The 13516-nt window shown below is 70.7% G+C and carries 13 protein-coding genes; 12 read left to right on the top strand and 1 reads right to left on the bottom strand.

What is annotated here, in order from left to right:
• Positions 1-115 precede the first annotated feature (115 nt).
• From atpB to ACIP4Z_RS09955, 9 genes are all read left to right on the top strand, one after another.
• The gene (atpB, locus tag ACIP4Z_RS09995; protein ID WP_391044822.1) at positions 116-940 is read left to right on the top strand and encodes a F0F1 ATP synthase subunit A; all 825 of its coding nucleotides are present in this window, start codon (positions 116-118) and stop codon (positions 938-940) included.
• A gap of 74 nt (positions 941-1014) precedes the next feature.
• Entirely contained in the window at positions 1015-1266 is a 252-nt protein-coding gene (atpE, locus tag ACIP4Z_RS09990; protein WP_188281952.1) for an ATP synthase F0 subunit C, read from the top strand.
• Between the two features lie 40 nt (positions 1267-1306).
• Positions 1307-1870 carry a F0F1 ATP synthase subunit B gene (locus tag ACIP4Z_RS09985; RefSeq protein ID WP_188281951.1) on the top strand — a complete coding sequence of 188 codons (564 nt, stop codon included), beginning with the start codon at positions 1307-1309 and terminating at the stop codon, positions 1868-1870.
• Positions 1867-2682, top strand: coding sequence for a F0F1 ATP synthase subunit delta (locus ACIP4Z_RS09980; protein WP_401306294.1), 816 nt, complete (start codon positions 1867-1869; stop codon positions 2680-2682). The genes ACIP4Z_RS09985 and ACIP4Z_RS09980 overlap by 4 nt, the downstream gene beginning before the upstream one ends.
• Positions 2683-2862: 180 nt before the next feature.
• A complete protein-coding gene (gene atpA, locus ACIP4Z_RS09975) occupies positions 2863-4434 on the top strand; it encodes a F0F1 ATP synthase subunit alpha (protein WP_355344185.1) in 1572 nt (523 codons plus the stop codon).
• 4 nt (positions 4435-4438) lie between these two features.
• On the top strand, positions 4439-5365 hold the full coding sequence (locus ACIP4Z_RS09970; RefSeq protein ID WP_391044588.1) for a F0F1 ATP synthase subunit gamma: 927 nt from the start codon (positions 4439-4441) through the stop codon (positions 5363-5365).
• Between the two features lie 5 nt (positions 5366-5370).
• The gene (gene atpD, locus ACIP4Z_RS09965) at positions 5371-6813 is read left to right on the top strand and encodes a F0F1 ATP synthase subunit beta (RefSeq protein ID WP_355344179.1); all 1443 of its coding nucleotides are present in this window, start codon (positions 5371-5373) and stop codon (positions 6811-6813) included.
• A gap of 174 nt (positions 6814-6987) precedes the next feature.
• On the top strand, positions 6988-7362 hold the full coding sequence (locus ACIP4Z_RS09960) for a F0F1 ATP synthase subunit epsilon (protein WP_355344176.1): 375 nt from the start codon (positions 6988-6990) through the stop codon (positions 7360-7362).
• 189 nt (positions 7363-7551) lie between these two features.
• The gene (locus tag ACIP4Z_RS09955; RefSeq protein ID WP_391044592.1) at positions 7552-8007 is read left to right on the top strand and encodes a DUF2550 family protein; all 456 of its coding nucleotides are present in this window, start codon (positions 7552-7554) and stop codon (positions 8005-8007) included.
• Positions 8008-8228: 221 nt separating this feature from the next.
• Here the strand turns inward: ACIP4Z_RS09955 and ACIP4Z_RS09950 are convergent, their stop codons facing one another.
• On the bottom strand, positions 8229-8801 hold the full coding sequence (locus ACIP4Z_RS09950) for a cob(I)yrinic acid a,c-diamide adenosyltransferase (RefSeq protein WP_355344170.1): 573 nt from the start codon (positions 8799-8801) through the stop codon (positions 8229-8231).
• Between the two features lie 206 nt (positions 8802-9007).
• Here ACIP4Z_RS09950 and ACIP4Z_RS09945 point away from each other — a divergent pair, with 206 nt between their 5' ends.
• The 3 genes from ACIP4Z_RS09945 (at position 9008) to ACIP4Z_RS09935 (ending at position 13514) form a co-directional block, all read left to right on the top strand.
• Complete coding sequence (locus ACIP4Z_RS09945; RefSeq protein ID WP_401306290.1) at positions 9008-9856, top strand: 3-hydroxyacyl-CoA dehydrogenase family protein; 849 nt, start codon at positions 9008-9010, stop codon at positions 9854-9856.
• 228 nt (positions 9857-10084) lie between these two features.
• The gene (locus tag ACIP4Z_RS09940) at positions 10085-10384 is read left to right on the top strand and encodes an STAS domain-containing protein (protein WP_188281939.1); all 300 of its coding nucleotides are present in this window, start codon (positions 10085-10087) and stop codon (positions 10382-10384) included.
• Positions 10385-10568: 184 nt separating this feature from the next.
• Positions 10569-13514 carry an ATP-binding protein gene (locus ACIP4Z_RS09935; RefSeq protein ID WP_401306287.1) on the top strand — a complete coding sequence of 982 codons (2946 nt, stop codon included), beginning with the start codon at positions 10569-10571 and terminating at the stop codon, positions 13512-13514.
• The last annotated feature ends 2 nt before the right edge of the window (positions 13515-13516 follow it).

Below are 13516 nucleotides of genomic sequence, written 5' to 3'. Positions count from 1 at the left end.
CTGCCGCTCGGTTCAGCGCCGACTCGCCGCGTACACATCCGACCCACCAGTCCAGTGCCGTTCCGTGGCCGTCAGGCCCGCCGACACATCGAGGTTGCCGTACCCATGCGCCACGCTGAAGGAGCTCGCGGTGAGTGCTGACCAGGTTCTCGCCTTCGAGACGAACTGCCACCTCTTCGACGGGTGCGGCTTCCCGGCCCCCGGACTGCACTCGTTCGTCTTCGAGCCGATCTTCTCGATCGGCAGCTTCCACTTCAACAAGCCGATGCTGCTGGCGCTGTTGAGCACGATCGTGGTCGTCGGATTCTTCTGGGCCGCGTTCAACAAGCCCAAGGTGGTCCCGGGCAAGGTCCAGATGGTGGGCGAGGCGGGCTACGACTTCGTCCGCCGCGGCATCGTCTACGAGACGCTCGGCAAGAAGGTCGGCGAGAAGTACGTCCCGCTGATGGTCTCGCTGTTCTTCTTCGTCTGGATCATGAACATCTGGTCGGTCATCCCGGTCGCCCAGTTCCCCGTGACGTCGATCATCGCCTTCCCCGTCGGGCTGGCCGCGATCGTCTACGTCACGTGGATGTACCTGACGTTCAAGAAGCACGGCTTCGTCGGCGGCCTGAAGAACATCACCGGCTACGACAAGACACTCGGCGCCGTGCTGCCGCTCTCCATGACCATCGAGTTCTTCTCGAACGTCCTGGTGCGGCCCTTCACCCACGCGGTCCGGCTCTTCGCCAACATGTTCGCCGGTCACACGCTGCTGCTGCTGTTCACCATCGCGAGCTGGTACATGCTCAACGGCATCGGCATCGCCTACGCGGGCGTCTCGTTCGTGATGACCATCGTGATGACCGCCTTCGAGCTGTTCATCCAGGCCGTTCAGGCGTACGTGTTCGTGCTCCTGGCCTGTAGCTACGTCCAGGGCGCGCTCGCCGAGCACCACTGAGCACCGCCCCCACGACCCGATAGATGTCCGGTGGCCAACCCCCACCGGTCCGAGAAAGATAAGGAAGAACCGGCATGTCCGCTCTCGCGCACGCGACGCTCGCCGCCACCCAGATCAAGGGCAACCTCGGCTCGATCGGTTACGGCCTCGCGGCCATCGGCCCCGGCGTCGGCATCGGCATCATCTTCGGTAACGGCACCCAGGCCCTCGCCCGCCAGCCCGAGGCGGCCGGTCTGATCCGCGCCAACCAGATCCTCGGCTTCGCCTTCTGTGAGGCGCTCGCCCTCATCGGTCTGGTCATGCCGTTCGTCTACCCGGCCACCTGATCCCGGCCGACGAACAGAAACCTAGACGGAAGGCACTGATGTGATCGCCCAGGTACCGCTGGCGACAGCGGAGAACCCGCTCATCCCGCCGATCCCCGAGCTCATCATCGGCCTGATCGCCTTCGCCATCGTCTTCTTCTTCCTCGCCAAGAAGCTCCTCCCGAACATCAACAAGGTTCTGGACGAGCGCCGTGAGGCCATCGAAGGTGGCATGGAGAAGGCCGAGGCCACCCAGGCCGAGGCCCAGCAGACGCTGGAGCAGTACCGCGAGCAGCTCTCCGAGGCCCGGCACGAGGCCGCGCGACTGCGCCAGGAGGCGCAGGAGCAGGGCGCCGCGCTGATCGCGGAGATGCGGGCCGAAGGCCAGCGCCAGCGCGAGGAGATCGTGGCCGCGGGTCACGCGCAGATCGAGGCCGACCGCAAGGCCGCCGCCGCCGCGCTGCGCCAGGACGTCGGCAAGCTCGCCACCGAACTGGCGGGCAAGCTCGTCGGTGAGTCCCTGGAGGACTCCGCCCGGCAGAGCCGCACCATCGACCGCTTCCTCGACGGCCTGGACAACGCGGCTCCCGCCGCCGGTTCCGCGACGGCCGAGGCGGCGCGATGAACGGCGCGAGCCGCGACGCGCTGGGCGCGGCCCGCGAACGGCTCGACGCGCTGACGGACGTCCAGTCCGTCGACGTGGCCAAGCTCGCCGAGGACCTGGCCGCCGTCACCGGGCTGCTGGACCGCGAGGGCACGCTCCGTCGCGCCCTGACCGACCCGGCGAAGTCCGGCGAGGCCAAGGCGTCGCTGGCGCGGCAGCTCCTCGGCGGCCAGATCGGCGGCGAAAGCCTCGACCTGCTCACCGGCATGGTCAGGTCCCGCTGGTCGCGCTCGCGCGACCTGGTCGACTCGGTCGAGGAGCTGGCGTCGAGCGCCGACCTCGCCACCGCCCAGCGGGCCGGTCACCTCGACGACGTCGAGGACGAGCTGTTCCGCTTCGGCCGGATCGTCTCCGGCAGCACCGAACTGCGCTCCGCTCTCACCGACCGCGTCGTCGGCGCTCCGGCCAAGGCCGCACTGCTGCGCACGCTGCTCGGCGGGCGGGCCAATCCGGTCACCGAACGGCTGGTCGTCCGGCTGGTCACCACGCCGCGGGGACGTAGCCTGGAGTCGGGGATCGAATCCCTGTCCAAGCTGGCCGCGGCCCGCCGTGACCGGATGGTCGCGGAAGTGGTGTCGGCGACTCCGCTCAGTGACCAGCAGAAGCAGCGCCTCGGCGCCGCACTGGCCCGGATCTACGGCCGCCAGGTGCATCTGAACCTGGACGTGGACCCCACGGTCCTCGGCGGAGTCCGGGTGCAGGTCGGTGACGAGGTCATCAACGGAGCCATCTCCGACCGTCTCGACGAGGCGGCCCGGCGGATGGCGGGCTGACAGCCGGTCGCTCCACCAGGACCGCGCGGCGCCAGCCACGCAGAACGCAGTACGAAGCACGACGACGCAGTACGAGCGGCCCGAGTTGGGCCGACGGAGCCTAACAGAGCCTTTCTGGGGGTTGACCCCAGAAACCCCCAAGAAGACTTTCGGGCCCAACAAGGAGAGCAGGGAACCCAGATGGCGGAGCTCACGATCCGGCCGGAGGAGATCCGGGACGCGCTGGAGACCTTTGTCCAGTCGTACAAGCCGGACGCCGCCTCGCGCGAGGAGGTCGGCACGGTCAGCGTTGCCGGAGACGGCATCGCGAAGGTCGAGGGTCTGCCCTCGGCCATGGCGAACGAGCTGCTGAAGTTCGAGGACGGCACCCTCGGTCTCGCCCTCAACCTGGAAGAGCGCGAGATCGGCGCGATCGTCCTCGGCGAGTTCAACGGAATCGAGGAGGGCCAGCCGGTGCAGCGCACCGGCGAGGTGCTCTCCGTCGCGGTCGGCGAGGGCTACCTGGGCCGGGTCGTGGACCCGCTCGGCACCCCGATCGACGGCCTCGGCGAGATCGAGACCGACGGCCGCCGCGCCCTTGAACTGCAGGCCCCCACGGTCATGCAGCGCAAGTCGGTGCACGAGCCGATGCAGACCGGCCTCAAGGCCGTGGACGCGATGACCCCGATCGGCCGCGGCCAGCGCCAGCTCATCATCGGCGACCGGCAGACCGGCAAGACCGCCCTGGCGATCGACACGATCATCAACCAGCGCGACAACTGGCGTTCCGGCGACCCGAAGAAGCAGGTCCGCTGCATCTACGTCGCCATCGGCCAGAAGGGCTCCACCATCGCGGGCGTGCGCGCCTCGCTGGAGGAGGCCGGCGCCCTGGAGTACACGACGATCGTCGCCGCCCCGGCGTCCGACCCGGCCGGCTTCAAGTACCTCGCCCCGTACACCGGTTCTGCCATCGGCCAGCACTGGATGTACCAGGGCAAGCACGTACTGATCGTCTTCGACGACCTGAGCAAGCAGGCCGACGCCTACCGCGCGGTCTCCCTGCTGCTGCGCCGTCCGCCGGGCCGCGAGGCCTACCCGGGCGACGTCTTCTACCTGCACTCCCGCCTGCTGGAGCGCTGCGCCAAGCTCTCCGACGACCTGGGCGCCGGTTCGATGACCGGTCTGCCGATCGTCGAGACCAAGGCGAACGACGTGTCGGCGTTCATCCCGACCAACGTCATCTCCATCACCGACGGCCAGTGCTTCCTGGAGTCGGACCTGTTCAACGCCGGTCAGCGCCCCGCGCTGAACGTCGGTATCTCGGTCTCCCGCGTCGGCGGCTCCGCGCAGATCAAGGCCATGAAGGGCGTGGCCGGACGGCTGCGCGTGGACCTGGCCCAGTTCCGCGAGCTGGAGGCGTTCGCCGCCTTCGGTTCCGACCTGGACGCGGCGTCCAAGGCCCAGCTCGAGCGCGGCCAGCGGATGGTCGAGCTGCTCAAGCAGGGCCAGTACGCGCCGTACGCGATCGAGGACCAGGTCGTCTCCATCTGGGCCGGCACCACCGGCAAGCTGGACGACGTACCGGTCGAGGACGTCCGCCGCTTCGAGCGCGAGCTGCTCGACTACCTGCACCGCGAGCACAAGTCGCTGCTCACCGCGATCGTCGAGACCGGCAAGCTGCCGGACGAGACCGTCGAGGTGCTCACCGACGCGGTCGCCGCCTTCAAGAAGCAGTTCGAGACGTCCTCGGGCGCGCTGCTGGTCGAGGGCTGATCGCATGGGCGCACAGATTCGGGTTTACAAGCGCCGGATCAAGTCCGTCACCGCCACGAAGAAGATCACCAAGGCGATGGAGATGATCGCCGCCTCGCGCATCGTCAAGGCGCAGCGCCAGGTGGCGGCCTCGTCCCCGTACGCCGATGAACTGACCCGTGCGGTCACGGCGGTGGCGACCGGCTCCAACACCAAGCACCCGCTGACCACCGAGGCCGAGAACCCGAGCCGCGCCGCGGTCCTGCTCGTCACGAGCGACCGCGGTCTGGCGGGCGGTTACTCGTCCAACGCGATCAAGGCGGCCGACCGGCTCATCGAGCGGCTGCGCGCGGAGGGCAAGGAAGTCGACTCGTACCTCATCGGCCGCAAGGCCGTGGCGTACTACAGCTTCCGCGAGCGGACGGTCGCCGAGTCCTGGACCGGCTTCTCCGACAGCCCCGGCTACGGCGACGCCAAGAAGGTCGCGGCGCCGCTGATCGAGTCGGTGCTCAAGGACACGGCCGACGGTGGCGTGGACGAACTGCACATCGTCTTCACGGAGTTCGTGTCGATGATGACGCAGTCCCCGGTCGACGCCCGGCTGCTGCCGCTCTCGCTGGACGAGACGGCCGCCGCCGGTGCCGAGGAGCGGGCCGCCAAGGGCGAGATCCTGCCGCTCTACGAGTTCGAGCCTTCCGCCGAGGGTGTGCTGGACGCGCTGCTGCCTCGCTACGTCGAGAGCCGCATCTTCAACGCGCTGCTCCAGGCGGCGGCTTCGGAGCACGCGGCCCGCCGCCGTGCGATGAAGTCCGCGACCGACAACGCGGAAGACCTCATCAAGTCGCTCACGCGGCTTGCCAATGCGGCCCGACAGGCCGACATCACCCAGGAAATCAGCGAGATCGTCGGCGGCTCCAGTGCGCTGGCCGACGCGAACGCGGGGAGTGACTAACCACTATGACCACCACTGTTGAAACCGCTACGGCCACCGGCCGCGTCGCGCGGGTCATCGGCCCGGTCGTCGACGTGGAGTTCCCCGTCGACGCGATGCCGGAGATCTACAACGCGCTGCACGTCGACGTGGCCGACACGGGCGCCGAGTCCGGCACGAAGACGCTGACGCTGGAGGTGGCGCAGCACCTCGGCGACGGCCTGGTCCGCGCCATCTCGATGCAGCCCACCGACGGCCTGGTCCGCCAGGCCCCGGTGACCGACACCGGCGACGGCATCACGGTGCCCGTCGGCGACGTCACCAAGGGCCGGGTGTTCAACACCCTGGGCCAGATCCTGAACGAGCCGGAGGCCGAGTCCGAGGTCACCGACCGCTGGGCGATCCACCGCAAGGCGCCGAAGTTCGACGACCTCGAGTCGAAGACCGAGATGTTCGAGACCGGCCTGAAGGTCGTCGACCTGCTGACCCCGTACGTCAAGGGCGGCAAGATCGGTCTGTTCGGCGGCGCCGGTGTCGGCAAGACCGTGCTCATCCAGGAAATGATCATGCGTGTGGCCAAGCTGCACGAGGGCGTCTCGGTGTTCGCCGGTGTCGGCGAGCGCACCCGTGAGGGCAACGACCTCATCGCGGAAATGGCCGAGTCGGGCGTGCTGCCGCAGACCGCGCTGGTCTTCGGTCAGATGGACGAGCCCCCGGGCACCCGTCTGCGCGTGGCGCTGGCCGGTCTGACCATGGCGGAGTACTTCCGTGACGTGGCCAAGCAGGACGTGCTGTTCTTCATCGACAACATCTTCCGCTTCACGCAGGCCGGTTCCGAGGTCTCCACGCTGCTCGGCCGTATGCCGTCCGCGGTGGGTTACCAGCCGAACCTGGCCGACGAGATGGGTCAGCTCCAGGAGCGGATCACCTCGACGCGTGGTCACTCGATCACCTCGATGCAGGCGATCTACGTCCCCGCGGACGACCTGACCGACCCGGCCCCGGCGACCACCTTCGCCCACCTCGACGCGACGACCGTGCTTTCGCGGCCGATCTCGGAGAAGGGCATCTACCCCGCGGTGGACCCGCTGGACTCCACGTCCCGCATCCTGGACCCGCGCTACATCGCGCAGGACCACTACGACTGCGCCATGCGCGTCAAGGGAATCCTGCAGAAGTACAAGGACCTCCAGGACATCATCTCCATCCTCGGCATCGACGAGCTGGGCGAAGAGGACAAGCTCACCGTCTTCCGCGCCCGCCGGATCGAGCGCTTCTTGTCGCAGAACACCCACGCGGCGAAGCAGTTCACCGGTGTCGACGGCTCCGACGTGTCGCTGGACGAGTCGATCTCCGCGTTCAACGCCATCGCCGACGGTGAGTACGACCACTTCCCGGAGCAGGCGTTCTTCATGTGCGGTGGCCTGGACGACCTCAAGGCCAACGCGGCGAAGCTCGGCGTCAACTGACGCGGGAGCCTCGCGCAGGCCGCGCGTCCGCGTCGGTAGGAGCGCGCGCGACAGCGTAAGAGGGGGGCGGTGAGTCCCGTGGCGAAGCCCCGGGGCGCCCGCCCCCTCTCGCACCCCTTATTCTGTGTCTTACGCATCCACTGAGGACGGTGGGTGCCAACCCGAGGAGCCGTCTTGGCCGATCTTCACGTCGAGCTGGTCGCCGCGGACCGTAGTGTCTGGTCCGGCGAGGCCACCATGGTCATCGCCCGTACCACGTCGGGTGACATCGGCATCATGCCGGGACACGAGCCGCTCCTCGGGGTGCTCCAGTCCGGCCCGGTGACGGTGCGCACCTCTGACGGCGGCACTGTCGTGGCCGCCGTGCACGGTGGCTTCATCTCCTTCTCCGACGACAAGCTCTCGATTCTCGCGGAGATCGCGGAGCTGGCGGACGAGATCGATGTGGCGCGCGCCGAGCGTGCTCTTGAGCGGTCGAAGTCGGAGACCGACGCCGCGGCCGAGCGCCGCGCCGAGGTCCGGCTCGCCGCCGCCGCGGGAGCGCACTGACCGGTCCGCAGGACGGTCCGCGGGTCGGCGCGACCGGCTGACCGGGCAACCGCACCACCACAACCGCATCAGCAGACGTACCAGGCGTGACCGAACGACCACGGTGCCGCGGACTGCCCTCCTGGGGCGGTCCGCGGCTCCGGTACAGCAAGGGCAGTAACCCATTTCTAGGCGAGGAGGTCGGTGGACGTGATCCTCTCCTTTGAGGTGGGTGGCGCGGTGATCGCCGCCGCGCTGCTCGGACTCTTCGTCTTCGGACTGCGCCGCCGGCTGATCCAACGGCCAGGCGGCACTTTCGACTGCAGCCTGCGCCCCGCTCCCGAGCAGGACGCGGAGCCGGCCGGCGGTGGCGGCAAGGGCTGGGTGTACGGAGTCGCGCGCTACAGCGGTGACCGGGTGGAGTGGTTCCGGGTCTTCTCGTACGCGCCCCGCCCGCGGCGGGTGCTGCTGCGTCCGGCGATCGAGGTACTGGGGCGCCGGGACCCGCAGGGCTCGGAGGAGCTGGCCCTGCTGTCGGACGCGGTGGTGCTCTCCTGCGAGCATCAGGGCACCCGGCTGGAGCTGGCGATGAGCGACGACGCCCTGACGGGTTTCCTCGCCTGGCTCGAAGCGGCGCCGCCCGGCCAGCGGGTCAACGTGGCGTAGCACCTGTTCCTTGCCGTGCCTCTGGGAGGCGCGGCTTCGCGCGTTTCAGGGGCCGGTGCGTCGCTCGGCGCGGGTTTCGGCCGGGCGGATTCCCGGGCGCGCCCGGTGAGGACCGGAGGCCGACGGGCGGCGGTGTCGACCCCCGGCCGTATGGGTCAGCCGGAGCCTAGAAAGGTCTGGACCACCGGTCAAGAGGTCTGGACCATGTCGGGCCCCTGGTGTCAGCGGTTCTCGCCGGGGATCCACAGGACGTCCCCGCGGGACTTGTTGGCGGTGCGGGCGAGGATGAACAGCAGGTCGGAGAGCCGGTTCAGGTAGGTCGCGGTGAGCGGGTTCATCGTGTCCGCGTGGTCCTCCAGAGCGGCCCAGGTGGAGCGTTCGGCGCGGCGGACGATGGTGCACGCCTGGTGGAGCAGGGCGGCGCCGGGCGTGCCGCCGGGGAGGATGAAGCTGCGGAGCTTCTCCAAATCGGCGAGGAAGCGGTCGCACTCCTCCTCCAGCCGGTCGACATAGGTCTGCTCGACCCGCAGCGGCGGGTACTCCGGGTCGGGGACCACCGGAGTGGCGAGGTCGGCGCCGACGTCGAAGAGGTCGTTCTGCACGCGCACCAGGACGGTGGCGACCTCCTCGGGCAGCGCGCCGAGCGCGAGCGCCACACCGAGCGCGGCGTTGGCCTCGTTGGCGTCGGCGTAGGCGGCGATCCGGCTGTCGGTCTTCGCGGTCCGGCTCATGTCGCCGAGCGCCGTGGTGCCGTCGTCGCCGGTACGGGTGTAGATGCGGGTGAGGTTGACCATACGGTCGAGCGTAGAGCGTGCCCGCCCGACGGGCCGTCTCCCGCCCCCGTCCGACAGCCGGTTGACGCCCAGTGCGACGAAGGACACACGGTGACACCGCTTACTTCCTGCTGCGCGCGGAGGTGAACGGGCGTTAAGGTCCGGCGAGATCAGCGAATTCGGCCAGTCGGCCGCAATGGCTCGGCCCCAATGGAGAGGTGTGTGCCGTGGCGAAGAAGCTCGCCGTCGTCGGAGCGGGACTGATGGGCTCCGGTATCGCGCAGGTGTCGGCCCAGGCGGGGTACGACGTGGTCCTGCGGGACGTCACCGACGCGGCGCTCAAGCGCGGCACCGACGGCATCCGCGCCTCGTACGAGAAGTTCGTCTCCAAGGGCAAGCTGGACGCGGCGGACGCCGAGGCGGCGCTGGCCAGGATCACCGCGACCACCGACCTCGACGCCGCCGCGGACGCGGACATCGTCGTGGAGGCCGTCTTCGAGCGGATCGAGGTCAAGCAGGAGATCTTCCGCGCCCTCGACACGATCGTGCGCGACGACGCGGTCCTCGCCTCCAACACCTCCGCAATCCCGATCACCAAGATCGCCGCCGTCACCCGCAACCCCGAACGCGTCGTCGGCACCCACTTCTTCTCGCCGGTCCCGCTGATGCGGCTCTGCGAGCTTGTCCGCGGCTACAAGACCAGCGACGCCACGCTGGAGCGCGCCCGCGCCTTCGCCGAGGAGATCGGCAAGACCTGCGTCGTCGTCAACCGCGACGTGGCGGGCTTCGTCACCACCCGGCTGATCTCGGCCCTGGTCGTCGAGGCCGTCAAGCTCTACGAGTCGGGCGTCGCCTCCGCCGAGGACATCGACATCGCCTGCAAGCTCGGCTTCGGGCACGCGATGGGCCCGCTCGCCACCGCCGACCTCACCGGCGTGGACATCCTGCTGCACGCCGCGGGCAACATCTACACCGAGTCGCAGGACGAGAAGTTCGCGCCGCCGGAGATCATGCGCCGCATGGTCGACGCGGGCGACCTCGGCCGCAAGAGCGGCAAGGGCTTCTACTCGTACTGAGTTTCCACCCGCACCGGGGCACCGTACGGAACGCGCATCCTGGGCACGCGTACTAAACAACGTCACCCCCAGGAGTGAATTCGGTATCGGTTCGCTCACAGACGGCAACTTCTCCATACGACGGACCGTCAGTTGTGTGAAGACATACGGATGATCCGTGCCGTCGCCGTCCCGCGGCGGCCATGCCACGAGCCGGGCCCACGAGCCGGCACTCCTCGGGGAGCGACTATGCACATCAAGGGCGACCACGCCGAGCTGGTCGTCGGGGGCCGCCTCGACGTCCGGAGCGCGGCGGACGCCCGTTCGGCCCTGCACACCGCCGTCGACTCCGGCCGCGGGGACCTGGTGCTCGATCTCACGGAGCTGGACTCGTGGGACGCCACCGGTCTCGGCGTGATCATGGGCGCCCACCGCAGAGCGGGCCGCGCCAACCGGAGGCTCGTGCTGCGCGGGGTCCCGCCGCGAATGCAGCGCCTGCTGGTCGCCACCCGGCTGCACCGAATCCTCGCGATCGAGGCCGAAAGGTGACGTAAGGGCGGCACCGTGGCCCCGGCACTTCATGAATACTGTGGCAGCCTTTAGAGTTTGCCGCAGATTGCCAGCAGGCGTGCCACCCCGTACGCCAGAAAAGGGGAATCGGGCCGGGTCCGGCAGCGGACACAGGGCGGCCCGATCGGGCCCCCGCACGTCACGCACCTGGGGGGCGTACGAGATGGACCACCGCACCGGCGAGTCGGGCGAACGCCCGATACCGGACGTCGACGACCTGACGGTCGCCGACGCCGACGCGCGCCCCGCCACCGGCCCCGACTTCGGCCAGGGCGTCGAATTCGGGCACGGCGCGGACTTCGCCGCCGACTTCGGCCCGGCCCCCACGCCCGGCCCGGGAACCGGCTTCGGCTCCGACTTCGCCGCGGGCTCCGGCTCCGATTTCAGTGCCCCCGCCGACCACGGCCACGGCAATGGCCACGGCAATGGCCACGGCAACGGCCACGCCACCGGGTCCCTGCCCGCCCTCACGGACAGCACCCTGGCGCTGCGCGGCCCCCGCGCCTCCCGCGACCCGCTCACCCCGGAACTGGGCGGCACCTCCAGCGGCGGCAACGCCCGCGTGCTGCGCGTCACCACCTCCGACTACCTGCTGACCGTCAACCCGGTCGACGGCACCGAGGTCACCCTCTGCCCGCCCGCCGAGCGCCCGCTGCCGCTGCGCCGCACCTCCGAGGAGCGCGTCGCGCACCTGGCCGCGGGCCGCCCCTCGCCGCCGCCGGGACCGCCCGCCCCCGAACTGCCGCTGCTGGAGCGCGACGAGGAGCGCGAGCGGCTGATCCGGCTGCTGGCCAGGGGCCGTTCCGTACGGGTCACCGGACCGTCCGGCGCGGGCCGCACCGCGCTGCTGGAGTCCGTCGCCAACGCCTGCGCCGACCTCGCCCCCGACGGCGTGCTCTGGCTGTCCGGCTACCGCCGCACCCCCGCCGACGTGCTCCAGGAACTCTTCGCCACCGTCTACGCCACCGACGGCCACCGCCCCGACCGCGCGGACCTGCCGGGCCTGCTGCGCGACACCGGCGCCGTCGTCGTCATCGACGACCTGGAATTCGGCGGCGCGGGGCTGGAGGAACTGCTCTCCGCGGCCCCCGAGTGCGCCTTCCTGATGTCCGCGACGCCCGACGTCACCACACCGTCCGCCGACTCGATGATCGAAGAGGTCTTCCTGTCGGGCCTGACCCGCGTCGCCTGCGTTGACCTGCTGCAATTCGTCACCGGGCGGCCCCTCGGCGAGGACGAGACCGCGTGGGCGGCCGACCTGTGGTTCGAGTCCGAGGGCCTGCCGCTGCGCTTCGTGCAGGCCGGCGCGCTGCTGCGGCAGCGGGACGCGCTGCGCCAGCCGCCCGAGCCCGACTGGGACGACTCGGTGTGGGAGAACGGCTCGCCGACCGGCCCGCAGGGCGCCGGAACGCCGCCCATACCCGACCTCACCGGCTTCGACATACTCCAGGGTCCCGACGCAGCCTCCGGGCACGGCGCCGAGGACCCCGAGGACGCGCTTTCCACCGGCCCGGACACCGCGGCGACTTCCGCGACACCGGAGATACCGGGGTCCGCCCCCAAGCCCGGCCCCGCCGGATACACCGGCCCGCCCGTCGACCTGCCGCTGCCGTCGCTCGCCGAGAGCGCGGCACCCGCGGAACTGCTCGCCAGCAGGCTGAGCGAATCGGCCCGCGAAGCCCTCGCCTTCGCCGTGGCACTCGACGGCGAGTGCCCGCACCCCTCGCACCTGCCCGCCCTCGTCGGTGACACCCACGGCGACGCGGCCCTCGGCGAACTCACCGCGGTCGGCCTGGCCGTACCGGTCTCCGCGCACTTCCGCCTCGCCGCCGGAGTCGTCCAGCAGCTCGCGCCGCGGCTCACCGCCGACGGCGAGCTGAGCGCGGTCCAGTCGCACACCGCGGCCCTGCACTACGCCTGGTGGACCGGGCACCCCTCGGTCGGCCCCGAGCGCGCCGCCGCCGAGTCCGAGGCGATCCTCGCCGCGATGTCCGCCTGCCGCGACGGCGGCAACCCCAGCGCGGCCGTCCTGCTCGCCCGCACCGTCGCGCCCGCCTTCGCCGCCGCGCTGCACTGGGGCGCCTGGGAGCGGGCACTGCGGATCGGCCAGGAGGCCGCACGGCTGTCGGGCGAGGTCGCCGAAGAGGCGTACTTCCACCACGAGCTGGGCGTCCTCGCGCTGTGCACCGGCAACACCGACCGCGCCCGCGCCGAACTGGAGGCGTCCATCGCCCTGCGCGGGGCCCTCGCCGACCGGCAGGGCACCGTCGTCGGCCGCCGTACGCTCGCGCTGGTCAACGACCGTGACGGCGGCGGCCTCCCGAACCTGCCCGCGCTGCTCGAACTCCCGCCGGGCGGCTCCGGCGGTACGGCGCCGCTCGCGATCACGGCGGCCACGACGCCGCTGACGGTGATCAACAAGAGCGGCGCCCCGGCACCGCAGGGCGAGGCCGGGCGCCCCGCCACGCACCGCCGACGCCGCAATCTGGTGGTGGTCGGCACCGGCGTCGCGCTCGCGGCGGCCCTCGCCACCATCGTCACCATGGGCGCCACCTCGGGCGACGGCCCCAAGCCCAACCAGGTCCAGCCGGTCGAGTCCGCCCAGCAGGACGACCCCTCGACCGACGCCCCGACGGACGATCCCTCGACGGACGGCCCCACGGCCGCCTCGCCGTCCGCCTCCGCCACGTCCCCGACGCCGTCGACACCGGCCGGGACGACGGGCGGCCCGACAACGGCCCCCGGAGCCCCGTTCACGCCCCCTGACGGCGGTCTGACGTCGGCACCGGGCGGGAACACGCCGCCCTCGCCGCCGCACACGACGACTCGCCCGACTCACACGTCGTCCACCAAGCCGACGAAGACGGTGACAAGTAGTCCGACGCCGAGCGATACCGGGTCGCCGTCGCCGACGGACACGGATACCCCGACGACTCCGCCGACGACGGACTCGTCATCGGCCGACGTCTCCTCTCCGCCGAACCTCACCCCCTCCGGCGCCGCCCCCACCAGGACCGGCACCTTCACCCCGCCGACGACGGAAGCCGGAGCCACCGGCCCCGGAGCCACCGGCCCCGCACCCACGGACACCGTCGCGCCGACCGGCTGAGG

Source organism: Streptomyces sp. NPDC088910 (assembly GCF_044749865.1).
Taxonomy (GTDB): domain Bacteria; phylum Actinomycetota; class Actinomycetes; order Streptomycetales; family Streptomycetaceae; genus Actinacidiphila.
Note: the sequence above shows the minus strand (reverse complement) of the source record. Positions and strands in the feature narration are given on the sequence as shown.

What these genes read in the sequence shown, in the direction of transcription:
- atpD (WP_355344179.1), top strand. Translation starts at nt 5,371, where the DNA reads ATGACCACCACTGTTGAAACCGCTACGGCCACCGGCCGCGTCGCGCGG.
- ACIP4Z_RS09935 (WP_401306287.1), top strand. Translation starts at nt 10,569, where the DNA reads ATGGACCACCGCACCGGCGAGTCGGGCGAACGCCCGATACCGGACGTC.
- ACIP4Z_RS09980 (WP_401306294.1), top strand. Translation starts at nt 1,867, where the DNA reads ATGAACGGCGCGAGCCGCGACGCGCTGGGCGCGGCCCGCGAACGGCTC.
- atpE (WP_188281952.1), top strand. Translation starts at nt 1,015, where the DNA reads ATGTCCGCTCTCGCGCACGCGACGCTCGCCGCCACCCAGATCAAGGGC.
- ACIP4Z_RS09940 (WP_188281939.1), top strand. Translation starts at nt 10,085, where the DNA reads ATGCACATCAAGGGCGACCACGCCGAGCTGGTCGTCGGGGGCCGCCTC.
- ACIP4Z_RS09950 (WP_355344170.1), bottom strand. Translation starts at nt 8,801, where the DNA reads ATGGTCAACCTCACCCGCATCTACACCCGTACCGGCGACGACGGCACC.
- atpA (WP_355344185.1), top strand. Translation starts at nt 2,863, where the DNA reads ATGGCGGAGCTCACGATCCGGCCGGAGGAGATCCGGGACGCGCTGGAG.
- ACIP4Z_RS09970 (WP_391044588.1), top strand. Translation starts at nt 4,439, where the DNA reads ATGGGCGCACAGATTCGGGTTTACAAGCGCCGGATCAAGTCCGTCACC.